The sequence below is a fragment of the Spirosoma harenae genome, assembly GCF_054776975.1.
Map to the genome: position 1 here is coordinate 222,652 of NZ_BAAHBD010000027.1, position 18,717 is coordinate 241,368.

At 45.5% G+C, this 18,717-nt stretch carries 20 protein-coding genes; 9 read left to right on the forward strand and 11 right to left on the reverse strand.

What is annotated here, in order from left to right:
- Positions 1–4: 4 nt before the first annotated feature.
- Positions 5–472 (reverse strand): QcrA and Rieske domain-containing protein, encoded by a 468-nt coding sequence (locus tag ACYVE4_RS25995; protein WP_461043208.1) that lies wholly within the window; start codon positions 470–472, stop codon positions 5–7.
- A gap of 120 nt (positions 473–592) precedes the next feature.
- Between ACYVE4_RS25995 and ACYVE4_RS26000 the strand changes: the two genes are divergently transcribed.
- The 3 genes from ACYVE4_RS26000 to ACYVE4_RS26010 all read left to right on the forward strand — a co-directional run bounded on the left by ACYVE4_RS26000 (position 593) and on the right by ACYVE4_RS26010 (position 3,467).
- The gene (locus ACYVE4_RS26000; protein ID WP_461043209.1) at positions 593–1,063 is read left to right on the forward strand and encodes a DUF2452 domain-containing protein; all 471 of its coding nucleotides are present in this window, start codon (positions 593–595) and stop codon (positions 1,061–1,063) included.
- An 89-nt stretch (positions 1,064–1,152) separates the two neighbouring features.
- Positions 1,153–1,977, forward strand: a complete 825-nt coding sequence (menB, locus tag ACYVE4_RS26005) for a 1,4-dihydroxy-2-naphthoyl-CoA synthase (RefSeq protein WP_461043210.1) — start codon at positions 1,153–1,155, stop codon at positions 1,975–1,977.
- Between the two features lie 149 nt (positions 1,978–2,126).
- Complete coding sequence (locus ACYVE4_RS26010; protein WP_461043211.1) at positions 2,127–3,467, forward strand: DUF4249 domain-containing protein; 1,341 nt, start codon at positions 2,127–2,129, stop codon at positions 3,465–3,467.
- 16 nt (positions 3,468–3,483) lie between these two features.
- On the opposite strand, the gene lepB is transcribed toward ACYVE4_RS26010, so the two are convergent.
- From lepB to ACYVE4_RS26025, 3 genes are all read right to left on the reverse strand, one after another.
- On the reverse strand, positions 3,484–4,644 hold the full coding sequence (lepB, locus tag ACYVE4_RS26015; protein WP_461043212.1) for a signal peptidase I: 1,161 nt from the start codon (positions 4,642–4,644) through the stop codon (positions 3,484–3,486).
- Positions 4,645–4,816: 172 nt separating this feature from the next.
- On the reverse strand, positions 4,817–6,925 hold the full coding sequence (recG, locus tag ACYVE4_RS26020) for an ATP-dependent DNA helicase RecG (protein ID WP_461043213.1): 2,109 nt from the start codon (positions 6,923–6,925) through the stop codon (positions 4,817–4,819).
- Between the two features lie 383 nt (positions 6,926–7,308).
- Positions 7,309–8,379 (reverse strand): ScyD/ScyE family protein, encoded by a 1,071-nt coding sequence (locus tag ACYVE4_RS26025; protein WP_461043214.1) that lies wholly within the window; start codon positions 8,377–8,379, stop codon positions 7,309–7,311.
- 277 nt (positions 8,380–8,656) lie between these two features.
- Here ACYVE4_RS26025 and ACYVE4_RS26030 point away from each other — a divergent pair, with 277 nt between their 5' ends.
- Positions 8,657–8,914 (forward strand): hypothetical protein, encoded by a 258-nt coding sequence (locus ACYVE4_RS26030; RefSeq protein ID WP_461043215.1) that lies wholly within the window; start codon positions 8,657–8,659, stop codon positions 8,912–8,914.
- A 551-nt stretch (positions 8,915–9,465) separates the two neighbouring features.
- On the opposite strand, the gene ACYVE4_RS26035 is transcribed toward ACYVE4_RS26030, so the two are convergent.
- The 4 genes from ACYVE4_RS26035 to ACYVE4_RS26050 form a co-directional block, all read right to left on the reverse strand.
- Complete coding sequence (locus ACYVE4_RS26035; RefSeq protein WP_461043216.1) at positions 9,466–10,254, reverse strand: glucose 1-dehydrogenase; 789 nt, start codon at positions 10,252–10,254, stop codon at positions 9,466–9,468.
- Positions 10,255–10,308: 54 nt separating this feature from the next.
- Positions 10,309–11,520, reverse strand: coding sequence for a hypothetical protein (locus ACYVE4_RS26040; RefSeq protein ID WP_461043217.1), 1,212 nt, complete (start codon positions 11,518–11,520; stop codon positions 10,309–10,311).
- 122 nt (positions 11,521–11,642) lie between these two features.
- On the reverse strand, positions 11,643–12,494 hold the full coding sequence (locus tag ACYVE4_RS26045) for a type 1 glutamine amidotransferase (RefSeq protein ID WP_461043218.1): 852 nt from the start codon (positions 12,492–12,494) through the stop codon (positions 11,643–11,645).
- A gap of 48 nt (positions 12,495–12,542) precedes the next feature.
- Positions 12,543–13,643, reverse strand: coding sequence for a carboxylate-amine ligase (locus ACYVE4_RS26050; protein ID WP_461043220.1), 1,101 nt, complete (start codon positions 13,641–13,643; stop codon positions 12,543–12,545).
- Between the two features lie 158 nt (positions 13,644–13,801).
- Here ACYVE4_RS26050 and ACYVE4_RS26055 point away from each other — a divergent pair, with 158 nt between their 5' ends.
- The 3 genes from ACYVE4_RS26055 (at position 13,802) to ACYVE4_RS26065 (ending at position 15,157) form a co-directional block, all read left to right on the forward strand.
- The gene (locus tag ACYVE4_RS26055) at positions 13,802–13,945 is read left to right on the forward strand and encodes a hypothetical protein (RefSeq protein WP_461043221.1); all 144 of its coding nucleotides are present in this window, start codon (positions 13,802–13,804) and stop codon (positions 13,943–13,945) included.
- Positions 13,946–14,262: 317 nt separating this feature from the next.
- Positions 14,263–14,814 carry an RNA polymerase sigma factor gene (locus tag ACYVE4_RS26060; RefSeq protein ID WP_461043222.1) on the forward strand — a complete coding sequence of 184 codons (552 nt, stop codon included), beginning with the start codon at positions 14,263–14,265 and terminating at the stop codon, positions 14,812–14,814.
- Between the two features lie 4 nt (positions 14,815–14,818).
- Positions 14,819–15,157: a hypothetical protein gene (locus tag ACYVE4_RS26065; RefSeq protein WP_461043223.1), complete on the forward strand. Its 339-nt coding sequence runs from the start codon at positions 14,819–14,821 to the stop codon at positions 15,155–15,157.
- 5 nt (positions 15,158–15,162) lie between these two features.
- Here ACYVE4_RS26065 and ACYVE4_RS26070 read toward each other — a convergent pair whose 3' ends face one another.
- The 3 genes from ACYVE4_RS26070 to ACYVE4_RS26080 all read right to left on the reverse strand — a co-directional run bounded on the left by ACYVE4_RS26070 (position 15,163) and on the right by ACYVE4_RS26080 (position 18,020).
- Positions 15,163–16,482 carry an NAD(P)/FAD-dependent oxidoreductase gene (locus ACYVE4_RS26070; protein ID WP_461043224.1) on the reverse strand — a complete coding sequence of 440 codons (1,320 nt, stop codon included), beginning with the start codon at positions 16,480–16,482 and terminating at the stop codon, positions 15,163–15,165.
- 36 nt (positions 16,483–16,518) lie between these two features.
- Positions 16,519–17,601: a shikimate dehydrogenase gene (locus ACYVE4_RS26075; RefSeq protein ID WP_461043225.1), complete on the reverse strand. Its 1,083-nt coding sequence runs from the start codon at positions 17,599–17,601 to the stop codon at positions 16,519–16,521.
- Between the two features lie 221 nt (positions 17,602–17,822).
- The gene (locus ACYVE4_RS26080) at positions 17,823–18,020 is read right to left on the reverse strand and encodes a helix-turn-helix domain-containing protein (protein WP_461043337.1); all 198 of its coding nucleotides are present in this window, start codon (positions 18,018–18,020) and stop codon (positions 17,823–17,825) included.
- Between the two features lie 43 nt (positions 18,021–18,063).
- Here ACYVE4_RS26080 and ACYVE4_RS26085 point away from each other — a divergent pair, with 43 nt between their 5' ends.
- Together ACYVE4_RS26085 and ACYVE4_RS26090 are read left to right on the forward strand one after the other, a co-directional pair.
- A complete protein-coding gene (locus tag ACYVE4_RS26085) occupies positions 18,064–18,402 on the forward strand; it encodes a hypothetical protein (RefSeq protein ID WP_461043226.1) in 339 nt (112 codons plus the stop codon).
- A gap of 13 nt (positions 18,403–18,415) precedes the next feature.
- A complete protein-coding gene (locus ACYVE4_RS26090; protein WP_461043227.1) occupies positions 18,416–18,643 on the forward strand; it encodes a hypothetical protein in 228 nt (75 codons plus the stop codon).
- Positions 18,644–18,717 lie beyond the last annotated feature (74 nt).

Genomic DNA, 18,717 nt, shown 5'->3' on the forward strand with positions numbered 1-18,717 from the left:
GTAATCAATTATGTACCCTCACTGTACCCGCTGGCAAATTTGCCTCAACAACGTATTTGGTAAGTGGAGTAGTGGCTGGACCTGAAACGATTTTGCCAGTCGTGTCGAATCGAGACAGATCAAGTGGGCAGTAAAATTCGCCGGAAGCCGATTTAAAAACTAACAATGTGTTGTCCTGCGTACACTTGGCCGCTACGGCTATAAATTGGCCATCTTTCGTTTGGGCGACAATAATGTTATTCGTCACAATATAACCGCCTTTCACCGTTAAATTTTCGTTGGCTTTTGCGTCTAGTTGGAGAGTAAAGTCAATTGTGGGAATTTTATCCGGTGATAATTCCTCGGTAGTATGCCCTGCACAGGCTGTACTGGCATCTGTCAACAAAATGGTACCGATGCTGATTCCAACAAGGCGAAAGAAGTCCTGACGCGACATTGTTGAGCCATCTGATGGGCGCGTGGTAGTTTCCATAAGGTTTTCGCGTATTTTTGTGGCATCACACCAATTCATACGGTGTAAAGATGCGTTATTTTTTGTCATTCAACGACAGCGAACCGGATGTTCGCCGGGCGGTATCCCAAATTAACAACTATGGAAGAAGCGAAAGTATTCATTAATCCGATTTCGCCGGATAAAGTGGCCGAATCGCCAGGTCTGCTCGCCTATGCACACACGGCCGGCGGGGCAGTCATTCGCCCCGAAGACAAAGGTAAAATCACAGGCCGGGCGGTGGCCGCCATGCGTGAGCAAACCGATATGCAACTGAGCCAGTTGTATAAACAAATGCAGTTGCTGGCCGAACAGGCTACGGCTATCCGTCATCGTGTCGAGGTGTCGGAGCGTATTTACTCCGCTCACATGAGTTTTGAGCCAGTGGTTGGGCACACCTACTATTTTTACCAGCGAAAGAACGGCACCGATTTATTATCAATGGTCGGTCCCCACGAATGGGGGCGCAAATTCCCATTTGAGCGCTGTTTAGCGACTGTCCGCATGATGGCCGACCATACGTGGGATGTTGAATATCATGAAACCAATTATGAAGCGATGAGTGATAAATGATAAACGATGAGCTTGCTGACGCACTACGTAAATGCCAGCGTCAGTAAACTTATCGTTTATCACTCATCGCTTATCACTTATTACTAACTATGCAAAGCAATTACCCCTGGGAAACGATTAAGGAATACAAGGAAATTCTGTTCGGCTATTATGACGGAATTGCTAAAATTAGTATTAGCCGACCACATAAACGGAATGCATTTACACCCTTAACTGTCAAGGAAATGTCGGAAGCGATGGAGCTGGCCCGGCAGGATGAACGGATCGGTGTAATTATTCTGACAGGTGAAGGTGGAGAGGCCTTCTGTTCCGGTGGTGATCAATCGATTCGTGGCCATGGCGGCTATGTAGGTGAAGATCAGGTGCCGCGTCTGAATGTGCTGGATTTACAAATGCAGATCCGACGTATTCCAAAACCTGTTATTGCCATGGTCGCTGGTTATGCGATTGGCGGTGGACACGTGTTACACGTTGTGTGTGATTTGACGATTGCGGCCGAAAATGCTCGTTTTGGTCAGACTGGTCCGAAAGTGGGTTCGTTCGATGGCGGATTTGGTTCGTCGTATCTGGCGCGGATTGTGGGTCAGAAAAAAGCCCGTGAAATCTGGTTCCTCTGCGATCAGTATGATGCAAAAGAGGCATTAGATATGGGTCTGGTTAATAAAGTTGTCCCATTGGATCAACTGGAAGAAGTTACGATTAGCTGGTGCCGTAAAATTCTTGAGAAGAGTCCAATTGCTATTCGAATGCTCAAAGCATCATTCAATGCTGAACTTGATGGACAGGCGGGTATTCAGCAATTGGCGGGCGACGCTACACTATTGTATTATCTGTCGGAAGAGGCCAAGGAAGGCAAAAATGCCTTTATGGAAAAGCGTAAACCGGATTTTAGCAAATTCCCGAAGTTTCCGTAATCGGGTAAAACAATAAATTGAACGCGGGTTTTAATGATAATTATGATTAGTGCCTATTATAAAAAATCATTAAAATCCGCGTTTCATACATGATTACTGGTAGTAAAGTGATGGCGTAAAAGGCTTTGTAGTGTACTCAACAGTCCCCCATGCGCGCTATTCCATTACAGATACTAGTTTTAATTCTACTCCTCGCGGGCATATCTGCCTGCATTGATCCTGATAATTCCAGCCCCGTCGGTACAATTGACTTGCTTGTTGTAGATGGTACTGTTACTAACCTGGCTGAGGCACAGGTAATTAAGCTTAAACGAGCGTTTACAGATCGGTTGACGGGTCAATTCAGCACGAATCCCATCACGAAAGCCATGGTGGAAGTAGTTATGGATTCATCGCAGGTGATTCCCTGTCACGAGACCATTGATGGGAGTTATCAGTTGCCGAATGATTTCAAAGGACAGGTGGGGCATGTGTATCAACTTCGATTTACGCTTACCGATGGAACTCGTTACGAATCTACACAGCAGATAATGCTTGATGTTCCTCCTATAACGCAAGTTCGCGCCAAGTTTAATCCAACCAGTTTATCGGCACAGCAGCTAAAGGGGTATCGGGCGGCTCACGACATCTTTATTGATACGCAGGACCCGGCGGCAACGCATAATTATTACCGTTGGGAGTGGAAACTTTGGGAACGTCAGGCGTGGTGTCATACCTGTCGGCAGGGTGTATATGCGGTCAATAAAGTACTGCCGGGTGTGTATAAGGATCGTGATTATTTTGTAACGGGTAACGAACTTAATGAAGATTGTTTTAGTCCATCGCCGGGTAAAGCAGGCGAAGAAGCTCCTGAAGTTCCCGGCGGAGATTGGCTGTATGATTATCGTTGCCGAACACCTTGCTGGCAGATCATTTACGGATATGATATTCAAGTTTTTGACGATCAGTATATCAATGGTGGATTGCTTAGCTTACAACGGGTCGCGCAAGTACCGTTTTATGATTCCGGTCCGGGGTTAGTCGATATTCGCCAGAGTTCGCTGGCGCCTGACGCTTACCGATACTTTAAACTCTTTCAGGAACAGACTCAACATTCGGGTGGTCTGGCCGACACACCTCCAACAGCTTTAGTCGGAAATATTCGTCAGGTTGGGCAATCGAGGGTGCGCGTAGTAGGTTATTTTACCGCGTCCGCCGTTTCGCTGGTTCATTACTGGCTGGATCGCAAGGATACGCAGGGCGTTGTGGCTTATGGAGCAACCGGACCTGTTGATACTACACGTGCGACTGGTTCGTATAATGAAGCTGGAGATGCGCTCTTTTATGCGATCAATTCTCGCCAACCGATTCCAGAACCTTCACCACCTTATATTGGCGAGCGTGCAAAAGCCAAAGTCCGGCTCTGGCCTAATGCTGACCGGCCACCGTTAGCGCCCTGCTTGCAAACCGATAACCAAACACCGTTTAAGCCAGAAGGGTGGAGGGATTAAACGATGTTTGGTTGGCTTAATCAATCAATCGGAATATACGATTCCAGCGGATTTTGTGCCAGATATCAGCCGGAACGGGATCAACAGACAGCCATACGAAAACCGCTTTCCCGATGATGTGATCTTCGGGCACAAACCCCCAGTAACGCGAATCCTCGGAGTTATGACGATTATCGCCCATCATGAAATAATAGCCTTGTTTAAAGGTGTATGACTGAATAGACTTTCCGTTTATCTGAATCGAAGTTGGGCTTATAACCACATTCTCATTTCCTTCATAACGCTCAATGACAGGCCCGTATGTCGCAATCGTTTGGCTATTGATAGGAATAGTCATGCCCTGTTTGGGAATTGTCAATGGTCCGTAATTGTCTTTGTTCCAGGCGAAAGCAGAGCTGCCATAAATGCCCTGTTCGGTCTGCCCTGCGGGTTCCGTCTGTGATTCAATGCCTTTGACCCAGTCAAATGCTTTGAATTTGGCAATTACATCTTTGGTCGTATTCACTCGATAGCCAACTAACCTGTATGTTTTTGTGGTATCGTTATACTGCGCCAGTGGTTGCCAGTTGATGAACGGCCCTTCTGCCGATTTATAATCGTTTACAATATCGAATTTGCGAAAGAACCGTTCGTCTAGTTCTTCGGTAGTCTTGACAAAATAGGTGGTTTGGGCCCGATCAGGTGTTGGAAATACTTTCCCGTTGATAGACACCTCTTCCTGATGAATTTCGACGATGTCGCCAGGAATGCCAATGCATCGTTTGATAAAATCGGTCTTTAGGTCGGTTGGATAATCTGGTTCTCCCGGTTTTAAAGGCGGATAATTAAAGACGACCACATCCCCATTTTTCACTGTCGTAAAACCCGGTAATCGATAGACAGGCAGCTGGATAGCCGTGCTGTAGGAAGGAATATTCGTTCCCCAGATTTTCTGATGGGTCAGTGGTACCTGAAGAGGAGTTTTGGGAGTTCTGATTCCATAATGCAGCTTGCTGACAAATAAATAATCGCCCACCATCAAGTCGCTTTCCATTGAGGGCGTCGGAATGGCAAACGCTTCAAAGGTCAAAAATCGAATGAGCGTTGCGGCTATGACAGCAAATAGTATGGAGTCGAGCCATTCCCGTAGGGGAGATTTTTTAGGCTTTGGCGTAGTTGGTGATTTCTTGCCGAACATGGATCGAATAACGGTTTACGAATACGATTGTAATTGAGTATAAGGCTGATCATCAGGTGATTGTTAAACATTGAGGTCAGATTATACACTGAGCGGTAGAAATATAGACGCCAGTAAAATCCAATGGAATGTATTTTACATGGATGGTGGATTTGGCTATAGGGAAGGGATACTAACTAATGCGGCCCCAGTTACTATCGGTTTGTTTGATGCCATCCAGATGATTTCGGATGGGCGCATGTTGGGGAAGTACGAGTTCAGGGTCTTCGTTTAGAATGGCTTGAGCCGAATCGCGGGCGGCAGCTAGAATCGGGCCATCTTTCGCTAAATCGGCAATCATCAGATCCATGACACCACTTTGCTGCGTACCAGACAGATCACCAGGACCGCGTAGTTGTAGATCGACGTCCGCAATTTCGAAGCCATTATTAGTACGTACCATCGTCTCGAGCCGGGTACGTGTATCAGTGCTGAGTTTGTAGCCCGTCATCATTACGCAGTACGATTGATCAGCTCCCCGGCCAACGCGTCCGCGCAGCTGATGCAATTGCGACAGGCCAAATCGTTCGGCACTTTCGATGACCATAACACTCGCATTCGGTACATTTACACCTACTTCAATTACGGTAGTCGCAACCAGAATCTGTGTTTCGTTTTTAAGAAACCGCTTCATCTCGTCGTCTTTTTCGTAAGGGAGCATCTTCCCGTGCAAAATCCCGATCTCATACTTCGGACGAGGAAATGCTCGTTGCATACTTTCGTACCCGTCCATTAAATCTTTGTAATCCAGCTTTTCAGATTCTTCGATCAACGGATAAACGACGTACACTTGCCGACCCAGTTCGATTTGCTGGCGAATGAAGCCAAACACTTCCGAACGATGCTTATCGTACTTATGCACCGTTTTGATTGGTTTTCGACCCTTAGGTAACTCGTCAATGACCGATACATCGAGATTGCCGTAAAGTGTCATGGCTAACGTTCGTGGGATGGGCGTTGCGGTCATGACCAGAATATGGGGCGGAACGACTTCGTTTTTACGCCACAATTTGGCTCGTTGCGCTACACCAAAACGATGTTGTTCATCGATGATACAGAGGCCAAGATTTTTGTATTGTACGACATCTTCAAGCAGGGCATGCGTACCGACCAGAATATGCATTTTCCCCGATTGCAATTCTTCATGAAGAACCAGTCGGCGTTTTTTATTCGTGGAGCCGGTTAAAATGCCCAGATTCAGGCCCATCGCATCGGCAAAGGGTTTGAGGCCGTTGTAGTGCTGGTCGGCCAGAATTTCGGTTGGCGCCATCAAACAAGCTTGTGCGCCATTGCCAATAGCCATCAGACAGGCAATAAACGCAACAATCGTTTTGCCGCTTCCTACGTCCCCCTGCAAGAGTCGGTTCATCTGTTTGCCCGTCAGGAAATCAGCGTAAATTTCTTTAATCACTCGCTGCTGCGCCAGTGTCAATTCAAAGGGAAGCAGCTCGTTGTAAAAATGCTTCATCAGCGAAGTATCCCGGAAAATTTGCCCCGGAAACTCCTCTTTCTGAATGAGCTTGTTTTTGATTAGTCGGAGTTGATTGTAGAACAGCTCCTCGAATTTCAATCGCCGTTGCGCCTGTTTGAGCCAGGCCTGATTTTGTGGCAAATGGATATTCCACATCGCTTCTCGCTTACCGATCAGTCGAAACTGTTGGATCAGCGAATCGGGTAGCGTTTCACGAATATGTGGCCACGATTGTTCCAGCAGCATTCGCATCACTTTGCCAATGGCTTTGCTATCCATGTGGCGTTTGCGAAGTTTTTCAGTCAGGTTATAGACCGGAAAAAAACCAGCTTCATGTTCGGTGCTTGTTGCGGTGTTTTCCAGTTCGGGGTGAATAATACTGAACTGACCGTTAAACGATTGCGGCTTGCCGTAGGCTATGTATTCGCCGTCTCGCCGGAGGATTTTTTCGATGTAGGTTATCCCCTGAAACCAAACCAGGCTCATCGTACCTGTTCCATCCTGAAAATTGGCCACTAAGCGTTTTTTGGGGCCTTCTCCTTCCATGTACCAGTCGCGGAGCCGACCACGAACTTGTGCAGAGGGCATGGAGTCCATCAACTCACTGATCGTGTAATAACGGGTTCGGTCGTCGTAGCGAAAAGGGTAGTATTGAATCAGGTCGCCGTAGCTGAACAGGTTTAACTCTTTGTTGAGCAATTCTGTCCGTTGAGGGCCTAATCCCTTGAGATAAAGGAGAGGTGTATCGAAAAAAGCAACTCGTTCGGTCATAGCAGACCCAGTAAAAGCCGGTTTATGGGCTAAAATGGCCCGGTCTGGATTGACCAAAAATAAGCATTTCTGATGAAATAGTGAATAAATTGACAGCCGCCAGTAATCCTAGGTGGAATAAGGGGTAACTACCAAACGAACAGTTTGAATACAACTGTCCAACAGGCCACCGAGAAAAGAAGCATACCCAAACTGATGCCCGCGCTGATAACATTACGATTCGTCATGCCCTGTCTTATTCAATTAGCGTGCCAGTTTTCGATCTGGCTTATCTACTTTATACGAGCAGGCTATTGAAAAGTAACGGTCTTAAGAGAAATCGTTTCATTTAACCGATAGGACGCTGATTGTCAAAGGGCATGAAATCAGCGTCCTATAAGAGATCAGTTCGCCGTTAATTTCACCACGATGCCTGGACCATAATACAGTAGATAATAGGTATCTCCGAAAGGTGTACTCAAATGAATATCTACAGGCGTAATAGCGGGTGAGAACAACGTTGCGCTTGGATCGTCGCCATTCGCAATGCGTCCGGGAGGAGTAAATCCAAATTCGGTCACCAGCAGTTTGCCGCTGGGGGAAAAGATTAAATCGGTAAGGCCTGAGAAACCGGATTTGTATACCGAAGGACTAAGCGGTGGGGTGCCAGCGCCACTTACCTGATATATTTTGGCGATACCCGGAGGAAATGGAAACCCATACAGTGTACTGACAAAGAAGTTCGACCCATCAAAGACAATCCCACTTGGTACAGCATCAATCGTTGGAGGGCCCATTGCCGGATTCGCTACTGTACCCGGATACGTTGGATTAGGTACGTCTGGGAAAACGGCGAAAATGCTCAATGCACCAGATGTTTTATCCCGACGAATAATGGCGTTGGCTCCAGCGTCGACAATAAACAGATCGCCATTCGGACCAAATGTGAGGTTATACGGGTTCGAATCTTTCGGATCTGGCGCGTTTGGATGGGCATTTCGCACAAACGTGCCAATATCAAACCCAGTAAGTGTACTGGCTGCGATTGGTGAACTGACCCCAGGCACAAAGCCCGAAATATCAACGATGTATAGTTTCTCCTCAACGCCGTGCAGGATATAGAGTTTTCCTTCTTTATAAACGAGATGATTTAATCCTTCGGGAGAGTTTTCAGGACTAATCGCTGAGACAAAACCAGTAATTGCCGGATAAACCGTTCCGGTGGGTGTAATAACCGAAACTTGCCCATTGTTGACGGTGCCACTGCCCGCTTCCGTAACCCAAACATTGCCTTTTGGGTCATCGGTTAGGCCGATTGGCGAGCGAAGGCCAGTAGCAAAAGGTGGTCCCTGAGCAGCTGAAAAGGAAGTTGGCGTGGGGATGCGGTGATCCTGTACCATACAACCTATAACAGTTAAAAGAAGGCTGACGACGACTAGTAAAGTCAGCAAATAAGGAGAGGAGGTGTTTTTCATCGAGATGTAAAATTGGTTAAATAGGGCTTTATGTATTAGTAAATTGGATTTTTAAGAGGAGTATTATAGATCAGTTAAATAGGTTAATAAAGCTAGGCTAAAAGCTACACAGAGAGTTAGAAATCTGGATGGATAACTTAGTAACTGGAGCGCAAATTTATTATTGGGTCCAGGCTCGGTCAGATAAGTTGTCGGTTTTACCCGGTTTATCGGGAGGGGGAAATAAAAACTATTTTATCGAATGTGGGTTACTTCTGCAAACAGCCTCGAATGAATAATGGATAAGAAACTGACAACGAGCCTGGGAATCGCACTAGGCACTTCACTATTGGCCGCTGCTGGCTACGGGATTTATAAATTCATCAGTAATAAACGCGCAAAGACAAAGCTAAAAGAAGGGGGCACTTCGCCAGGTAGTGGCTACGTAAATGGCTTTATTGGGAATAGCCTTGTGAAAAGTAATAGCCTTTACGGCAATAGCGCCTTAACGCGTAGTAACGGAATGTATGAGAACGCACTTCTTGAAACAGCGTAACTAATTCAATTTGTTAAAGGAATACCATCTTAAGCCTATCAACTAGTCATTTTATGCCGAAGTTGATAGGCTTTCGTTATATAGTAGATATAGAAATAAGGCAGAAATAAAAAATCTTTCAGGTTCTTACTTACCTTTTTTAGTACAGGTATATATAGTTAAAAATGTCGAATTTGTATACTTATTTAACTATTCTTTATGGAAAACAATTTTGCCGCCTGCGTGAGTTTTATTGCTCTTTTTAATCATTTTCTCTCTTATTCAGACAAAAACACGAATTACTGATAATGCAGGGTATGACTTTGGTAGTTCAATACAAACGTTTCAATATGATAATAAGCCAAATCCCTATTATGGATTAATTGTAGGCGAGCCTGAAATTAGAACCTTTAGCAAAAATAACGTTTTGGTTAATAGCTATTTATACAGTTATGATGCGAATGGTTTACTAACGAAAATTAATTCTGCCTTTGATGGAAGCCTGATACAAACTCTGGAATATGAAGCTTATTGAATGCTGACTAGTATTCGCCATAAATGCTGATAGCAACTTAAATCACAGTTCCGCCATCGGCATAAAACAAACTTCCAGTGCTATACGATGAAGCATCAGAGGCTAGAAATAGGGCGAGGGGGCTGATTTCGTCGGTGGTGCCCATTCGAGCAATAGGTATATGTTTAGTGAAGCGGGATAGAACGCTTTCATCTTGCCAAAGCGCCTGACTGAATTTGGTTTTTATCAGACCGGGGCAAATTGCGTTAACCCGAATACCATCCGTCCCCCATTCTTTTGCTAGTACTTTCGTAAGCATGTTTAGGGAAGCTTTGCTGACACTGTAAATACCTAAGCCTGGGTCGGGAGTATGGCCAGCAATACTGCTGAGCATAATAATACTCCCACCTCCCCGTGTTTTCATACTTGGATAACAGAGTTTACTTAACTCAAACGGCGCTTTAACATTTGCCTGCATAATCTTGTCGAAAGCCAGTCCGTCGCAATCAAGAGAAGGACCGAAAACAGGATTGGAGGCCGCGTTATTGACCAGAATATCGATGCCACCATAGGTTTCAATGGTTTTATCGACAAGCTGTTTAAGTTGTTCTAAATCGCCAACGTGTGCAGCGATGCCTGTTGCTTCACCACCCTCGGCTCGTATGTCATTAGCTAATGCGTCGCAGGCATCCTGTTTACGACTACTAATCACCACGTTAGCGCCGAAGCGAGCAAATACACGAGCGATATCTTCGCCAATGCCTTTGCTGGCACCAGTAATGATGGCGACTTTTCCACTAAGGTTAAATAAGGCTTTTTCGGCTACGAGTGGGGTAGTGGGTTCCATTCAGATAAATAATTTGACGTTTAGTGTTCGAACATCAAACGTCAAACTATTTATTTACTTTTCAAAAAAACAAACTGAACCACCTACCCAATCTTTGTTTTTATTGAAATTAACGCCAATCATTTCGCCCCGGCTCAATCGACTGAGATTGGTAATCAGAGTGGGTTTTGGATCGCCTTTAGGCCAGATAAATAGCATCCGGATTTCACATTTTACCAGCCCATCCGGCGATTGAATAATGGGCGCATATCGAACCTTACGCTGAAGTAGGTAGCCGTCTCGTTCATCAATCGGTATGGCATCAAGATCCTCGCGGGTAATGTTAAGTTTAACCCCACTACCGGCAAATGAAAAGAGGGGTTTTAGCACGTAATTCTCCAGATCGTCCGGATACTCGCTGAGTACGGACAAATAATGGCTTTCGGGTACATACGGGCTTTTCAGAAGTGGCAATGTGTATTTGCTAATCCGGAAAAACCAGTTAGGGTGCCCAACCCATTCTACATCGACATCATCAGTGAGATGAAATTCCGTTTCAAGATCCGGAAAATTGCGTAAGTCGTCGAATATCAGTCGGTTATAGATACGTTTAATTTGAACCTTACGACCATCTCGATCATAATATAAAGTTCGACCTTCTTTTTTTATTTTCGTCAGACAAACTGCCCGAACGCCAGTCGCGATCTCCGTTAGTGTGAAATCGATTCGGGTTTTTTGTTTTTCGGGGAAGATTTCCAGTAGTATAACCTCTTCCGGCAGGCAATCATCAATTAACAATTGCCGGAGCTTTTCCAGATAATCCGCATTGGTATCTACGTTAAACAAATGCGTAAGATTATCAGGAATGGGGTAACTTGTTCGAAATAGATTGGCTACGTAAGGCTGAAACCCATAAAGCGAGGGGAATCCTTGTAATTCAATGAGTTGTGGTGTTAGCTCGTCGTAAGAAGGGCCGCTAAGTTCGGACTTACAAACGGCGAAATCGACAGCCAGAAATTGCGTATGCGCATCTTCGTTTGGTACTTCCTGCCCCTTCGGAATTGACCGTTCGGTGAGTATCTTAAAATTAGGACGCGTAATTGCCTTTACAATATCATCGCAGGCAGTTAAAAGCTTATCAGTAAGTGCTTTCGGAACGAAAACGGGTGTTTCGGCCACCCGAAAATCCAGTTGATCCGGAAAATCGGTGTGGATTTGATCCAAAAAAGCCCGGTAGCGCTCCGGGCTAAAAGCTTCATTAAAGGCTTGACGAACAGGTTTAATCATAACTTAGGTATCGTGTGGGCTGGAATGGGTGAGAACGTTAAGAGACTTTTCTCAGAATTATCTACTAAATCGTTTTGTTATGCTTCCTTCGTCAGCATAACAAAACGATTTTTAACTATTGATTAGGCTGCCTGAGGTTCTTCAAGCTGACTGGTTAATGCCTGAATAGCTTGCCGCAAGAATCCTGGCAGAATAACTGACTCAGTTAATGCAATTTTATCGGGGTCCTGCAGATACGAAACCATGGCGTCATACTTTTCCTGACCGAAATTCAGAACAATGTGATTCCGTTTTTCGGGCTTTAGAAAGTAACGTAACATTCCTTCGTTGTCGGCTTCCGGATGGAATTGGGTTCCTATCATTTCAGATGAAAACCGGATGGCCATCACAGCCCGGTCGAGCAGCACATGAGGACGGATTTTTTCCAGACACAAAATTGTAGCACCGATATCATCCAGACGTTCCTGATTCGGTTCCGTAATCTGATAATCACGCGAATCGACCGCATAGAACGGATCGGGTAAACCTTCCAGAAGCGATTCATGCTCACCTTCTTCGGTTTTGTGTACCGGAAAAATACCAAACGACGTTGACTTTCGTCGACTCAATAACCCTAACTCCAGATGCCGAACAACTAATTGAAACGAGTGACAGATCAGGAAAACAAATTTCTTTCGGTCATTGTGCTTATTCCACTCAATAATCTGGTCGATGAGGTCAAAATAGCGAGCTTCCCATTCATCGGTCGACGCTAAGGGGCTGCCCGGTCCTCCCGACGAAACATAAATATCGTACTCCAAATCAGGTAGATCGTTGTTAGCTCTAACGTTAAAAACATCAAAAGAAAGTTCAGCGTGAAGATCGGCTCCAAAATCAGCCCCCTGTACGTTTCTGATCGTTTGCAGAATACAGCGCATACCCTCATTCGGATGGCCGTTATTCATATCTAATACCGCAATTTTAATTAAGTTCATAGGTGGTTGTATTACAGTTTATTTGTTGATGACGGTGGTTAAAAATAACTACAGGATGCCGAAAGAAGTTTCCTCCACGATATAATCGACAACACGCTTTAAGTCGCTGGTCTGCTGGAAAACAGCCAGTTGCCGATCGGCACCCGTACCCATTTCCAGGATTTTCAGGACGTACTCACACTCTGCCCGGCTACCTAATTCATCAACGACGTCGTCGATAAAACTGAGCAACTCGTGGATTAGATGGTGCGTAGGTACTTCTTCCTGTTTCCCGAAATCGATCAGTTTTCCTTCAATACCATACCGAGCAGCGCGCCATTTATTTTCATTAATCAGTATGCGTCGATACGGGCGGAAATTTAAATTTTGTTTGTGTAGCTTGTAAATTTTGGCGACCAGTGCCTGCATAATAGCGGCTAAACAAATGGTTTCATCCACTCGCATAGGCACGTCGCAAATGCGGAATTCAATTGTATCGAAGAACGGATGCAGCCGAATATCCCACCAGATTTTTTTGCCGTTATCAATACAACCGGTTTTTACCAGCAGATTAATGTATTCGTCATATTCGGCCGCCGACGAGAAAAAGTCGGGGATACCCGTTCGTGGGAATTTATCAAATACTTTTGAACGGTAGGATTTGAACCCCGTATTTCGTCCCCGCCAGAAGGGTGAGTTGGTCGACAAGGCGTAGATATGTGGGAGAAAATAGCGTACGGCATTCATAATCTGAATGCCTTCGTTCCGACTCTCTATGCCTACGTGAACGTGTAAGCCAAAAATCAGGTTGGAACGAGCTACATCGCGCATCTCTTCGATGAGTCGGTCGTACCGCTCGTTGGGGGTAATGAGTTGTTCCTGCCAATCGGAAAAGGGGTGCGTACCGGCAGCGGCTATTTTTAAATTTTGTTTCTCCGCCAGTTCAATAATCATCTTTCGAAGATAAGTGACCTCCTGGCGAGCATCTTGAATGGTGTTACAAATGTTAGTACCTACTTCAACTACGGCTTGGTGCATTTCGGCCTTTACGCGCTCCTGAAGGACTATTTGGCCACCGTCGACAATCTTCGACATATGTGAACGCAACTCGCCGGTGCTGGGATCAATGGTTTGGAATTCTTCTTCGATACCGAGGGTGAATACAGGCATTAGTCGTGCGGGTTAGAAAAATAGAGCTTCTGTTCAGTTGGAAAACGAAAAATGGAATATACTAGTTTTTTCGATTGACGCACTAAACTTGGCACAGTCAGGCCATTTTTTTGTTTCACAAATACCAATAGTTTTGACGAATTAAAACCAATAAAGTCATGGTACAGGAAACCAATCCCGAAAAATCAGTTGAAGCCAGCAACGAACGGGCCGTTGCCTGGGCACGCCGGATGATGGCTCGAAAATGCGCTGAACAGAAGCGTATAGAGGAGGAGTATGAAATAAATTATAAAGCTTCGTGAAGAAAAACGTACTGCCTATCACTCAGGAATGAAGTCGATACCCTATTCATTTTTCTATGCCGAAAAAGGCCGACTAGATAATATTAAACCTTGTTATTACCCCTAAATTCTAGGCGCTTTTGTCATTCTGAACGAAGTGAAGAATGACAAAAAATTAAAGGATAGCATCATTTTCGTAACATCCTTGATCCGTCTGGCGAGCTTTATTTGACCTCTATCATTATTCGACACGACAATCCAGCCAAAGTCAGGATATTTGAAGCCTTTGATCGCCTGACGTCGGGCGAAGCTGAAGATAAGCCCTAAGGATAGTATATATGGCTGACACGCCCAAACGAAATATTATTGAAACCGTTAAGCAGTACGGCAGTCGGCTGTCGCGGTTTATTCGTGGGCAAGTAAGAAGCGACGAAGATGCAGAAGATATTTTACAGGACGTTTGGTATCAGCTGAGTAAAGTAGTGGATCTGGATGGAATTGAAAGTATAAGTGGCTGGCTGTTTCAGGTGGCCCGAAATCGAATAACGGATTCGTACCGGAAGAAAAAAGAAGATCCGCTCTCCGAGTTGATGTTTGAAGGAGACGAAGAAGATAGTGGTTTTCGAGACATTCTGTTGTCTGATCCGCAAACGCCAGATGATCAGTTTTTTAAAGAGCTTTTCTGGGAGGAACTTATGCGAGCCCTTGACGAACTTCCCGAAAATCAGCGTACGGTTTTTGTGCAGAATGAGCTGGAAGATCGCACCTTACAGGAAATTGCGGATGAAACGGGCGAGAACCTGAAAACTATTATTTCCCGAAAACGGTACGCTGTTCAGCACCTGCGCAAACGACTCAAAAATCTATACGACGAACTTGATAACCTCTAAAACGATGAGAAGGCCTTACGGACGAAGACGATTTAGACTATTTTTTCCGGTGGTTATACTCGCAGCCCTGATGGGTATTACGTATATAGTCTACTGGCTCTGGAATCATGTATTGGTACCCGTTACTTCTGTTCGGGCCGTTACGTTTTGGCAGGCAATGGGAATACTGGTGCTATTCCGCATTCTATTTGGCGGATTCAAATTTGGTCCACCGAGGGGGCGACCTCCGTTTGAGGGCGGCCCCAACTGGCGGGAAAAGTGGCATCAGATGAGCGAGGAAGACCGTGCGAAATTCAAAAACGAATGGCGGGAATGGCGAAGCCGAGGATGGAAGCGATCATAAATAATTCAGACCGTTGACACCGTTTGCGCAACTATTGGTTGGACTCCCTCTAGTGAAGACGCCACTGGTTTTCGTTGCCTGCGGAAAGCCAGATGGAGCCAGTTGCCAACGGAATTCATCATTAATCGACGGGAAGGCATGAAATAGTGGAAGAAAAACCAGCGCATTACCCAGGAAATGACTCCGGTAAACTGAATGCCATACAATTCGGAAATTCCTTTGCCTAACCCTAAACTGGCCGCTTGTCCTAATCCTCTGTACGTAAATGGTTTGAGGGGTTTACCTTTGATAGCGCGGGCAATATTTCGACCAGCGTAGTCGCCATGTTTAATAGCCCATAAAGCGTTGGATGGACACGGCAAACCAGACTGATAATGTGGCACATTACAGGCATCGCCTCCTCCCCAGATATTGGCAATGTTGTTCACTTGCTGATACGCATTGGTCAGCAGACGTTTTATCGAATCACGAGGCATCTGCTCGGTTCCCGATAAAACAAACCGGCTTTGCCCAACCGTCGACAAGACCAAGCTACTTTCCAGAAACGTGCCATCACTTAAGTAAGCACCTTGTGGTGTTACTTTTGTTAACTTAACATTGTTAAGTAATTGAATTCCATACCGATGCATGACTTTTTCCGTATAATGGATAAGTCGTTTGAAATCGGGTTGAAGCGTTGTCAGTACCTGAGCCCCCCGATTAACCAGACGAATCTGTGGTTGAATGTTTTGCAGATTCGGATAGGATTTCTTCATCATCTCGACCCACTCAGCAAGATTAGTCACCAGCTCTACACCTGCAAAACCACCACCGGCGACCGTAAAGCTCAATAGTTGACGAGCCGTTTCTGGATCAGACTGGGCGGCTTGTTTCACCAGATCATGCATGTGCTCCTGTGTACGCTGAAAAGCTTCCGGGGCTTTTATTTGATAGCCATAGGTGAGAATTCCTTCGACGGACTCGCTATCAAATGACCCAATGCCCAGCAATAAATGATCGAAATGAATGCCCTGCCGTTCGCCGTTTTTGGTACGTATATAAACGACCTGAGCCTCTGAGTCAAGCCTTTCTGCTTCGGCCAGTAACAGCTTGGCTTTGGGCATGATCTCGGTTAACGGGCTAAGACGATTCTGGTTATCGATGATATCTGTCAGTCCCTCGGCGGTCCAGCCATGATAGCAATGGTAAGGATAGGGTGATATGACTGTTAGTACAACCTGACCCGAATCAATCCGGGAGCGAAGTTTGCTGACTAGTGAACGGTACGCCCAAACGGATACGTAGCCACCGCCGAGCAGAACAACTTGAATAGGGGACGATTGCATAAAGAGGTTGGTTGAAAGTCGATGATTTATTGGGAGCTAAACGGCCAGTGTTTCGGCTAACTCAGCGGAAGAAGCAGGGGTGTTGGTCAGGAGTCGGCCAAAGCTATGGTCAGGAGCGACGTCAAAGCCCAGATGCGAAAAACGGTACGCAACCGAACGAATATATTCTGCTTGCTCTAACGTTGGATTGCCAACGCTGAAATCGCCATTGTAACCTGCCTTGGCCAGTAACATTGTTTCAGCTAAGCAAGCGTATGAAAGACCTCTTGGTAAGCCAATACCGCGACTGTTGGTTTTCAGGTTTGGTACACTTACCATTCCCCCGTCGATAATTTTTACATCGGGACGTTGAGTGAGCAGGCGAGGGTGAGTATTGCGGGGAACAGTATCGTCCAGAACAATAGCATTCGCTTTCAGATGGTGAGATTCAAGCAGGCAATCAGCGGCACTCGTGAGTAATACAATAATATCCGCTCGTTTGATGTCATCAATATTTTGCGACGTGCTGACCTGCACACCATAATTTGTCTGCTTCATTTCGTTCGCTAGATTGACCAGCCGACGTTCATTCCGAGCGACCAGCATGTATTCCGCTTCAGGATTGTTCTTTGCCAGCATGGTGCTAACCAACGTGCCAACACTACCCGTAGCACCTACTAACGCCACAACTGGTCGATAAGCCGGTGATTCTTCGATTAGTTGAGCAACACGTTCATGCGTAATCACGGCTGTGTAGGCATTACCATTTGTAACAGACAAATAAGGATTGTTAGCGACAAGTTTCCCCCCAAGCGTAATAGGCGAGCTAAGAGCACCCAGCCCTAAGATTTCGGCTCCTTTACTGGCGGCAAGTTTTATCGCTTTTTCAACTAAGGGCAACATGGGTTTTTGTTGCTCAAGAAGCTGGCGACCGGTATAAGGCAACATGATGATATAGCCTTCCGGTTCTGTCGCACCCGGAGTGAGGGTAACGTCGCTCCAGATAAAAGGAGGGAAAGGGCGGTTTCGAAACGCGTAGCGGTAAGCAGAATCGGGAATCCAGCCGAGCGGTGACGCCATGTGGCTTAGATCGAAACTGTAACTACTACGCATGTGAACGAGGAAGGCGAATTTTTTCATGTAATGATGGAAGTAGGCTGTAGAAATAGATGATTTGAGAGTTGGTTAAAAAGGAAACTGTACTGCGAAATCAACCTAAATTATATCGGTGAAAGCAACCTGAATTTGTGTGTCACAAACTCGGTACAAAATTGGCCTTAGATGACGGAAGGGACTATAACAAATGTTCCAAATACTATAACGGATGTTCCAGATAAGCCAAAATCCGTAAAAAATGACGATTACAAACGCTGTGCAGCGAATTTTCCCGGTGTTTGCTGATAAACTTCCCGGAAACATTTAGTGAAATAAGCAGGGCTATCAAAGCCCACCAGATACACAGTATCCGTGATTGAATGACCGGCCCGGAGCAGCTGATCATGAAATGCGATTAAGGGCTGTGCAAAAAAAATGAAAATCGTTAAAGTAATTTCTGAAATTGTTCGTCATCCCATATATACGAACAATAAAAACACAAACCCAATGAACAATAACCTGTTAAGATCCATTTTAGCCGGCGCTCTTCTAGGTGCAGCCCTGTTTATTATGCCCTTTTTCCTGCTCCGCGTGCTCGTCTTTTTCCTGATTATTGGCGCTCTGTTCCGACTCTTTGGCAGACGACGATATGGTCGAGGTGGCTGGAGACCCGGCCGGGGTTACGGATACATGCCTGCGTTTGCCGACCGAATCCGGCAAATGAGCGATGAAGAGTACAGTCAGTTCAAACAGCGGTACGAATACGGTCGCTGTGGTGGTTATGAATCGCCGAAACCAGCTGATAAATCAGTGAACGAAACATCGTCAGAAACAACGAATATCTAAACAATAAATACTTATGAGACAGCGCTTAAACCCTTGGGCGGTCGTGATTACCGCTGCCATAACTTTCGGGAGTCTGATGGCTTTCGTTGGTCCTCGTTCTTATGGCTATCATGGCTTAGAACATTATGGCTGGGAAAGACATGGCCATTACGGTCACCAGCATCGTTACCACCACGGTGACTGCGATAGTCGTAAAAGTGATCGGACAAATGAACGTGCTGACACTAGTTCGTTTCAGTAAAACATTGGCGGTTCGAAAGTCAATGATAATAAAAAGGTAATCCACGAAGGATTACCTTTTTCTATTTTTGCGCC